This is a genomic window from Janthinobacterium sp. NKUCC06_STL, assembly GCF_019345455.1.
Lineage (GTDB): Bacteria > Pseudomonadota > Gammaproteobacteria > Burkholderiales > Burkholderiaceae_D > Janthinobacterium > Janthinobacterium rivuli.
Genome location: NZ_JAHKQY010000032.1, coordinates 1 through 534, shown reverse-complemented (window position 1 = coordinate 534; position 534 = coordinate 1). Strand labels below are relative to the sequence as shown.

The following is a 534-nucleotide window of genomic DNA, read 5'->3' as shown; positions in this document are numbered from 1 at the left end:
GGAGTGCTCGAAAGAGAACCAGTACACAGGTGCTGCATGGCTGTCGTCAGCTCGTGTCGTGAGATGTTGGGTTAAGTCCCGCAACGAGCGCAACCCTTGTCATTAGTTGCTACGAAAGGGCACTCTAATGAGACTGCCGGTGACAAACCGGAGGAAGGTGGGGATGACGTCAAGTCCTCATGGCCCTTATGGGTAGGGCTTCACACGTCATACAATGGTACATACAGAGCGCCGCCAACCCGCGAGGGGGAGCTAATCGCAGAAAGTGTATCGTAGTCCGGATTGTAGTCTGCAACTCGACTGCATGAAGTTGGAATCGCTAGTAATCGCGGATCAGCATGTCGCGGTGAATACGTTCCCGGGTCTTGTACACACCGCCCGTCACACCATGGGAGCGGGTTTTACCAGAAGTAGGTAGCTTAACCGCAAGGAGGGCGCTTACCACGGTAGGATTCGTGACTGGGGTGAAGTCGTAACAAGGTAGCCGTATCGGAAGGTGCGGCTGGATCACCTCCTTTCTAGAGTTTGCACGAA

1 rRNA gene is annotated in these 534 nt (G+C 54.3%); it reads left to right on the top strand.

From position 1 onward, the window contains the following. Positions 1–518, top strand: a 16S ribosomal RNA gene (locus KO539_RS29855); the annotation flags it as partial. Positions 519–534 lie beyond the last annotated feature (16 nt).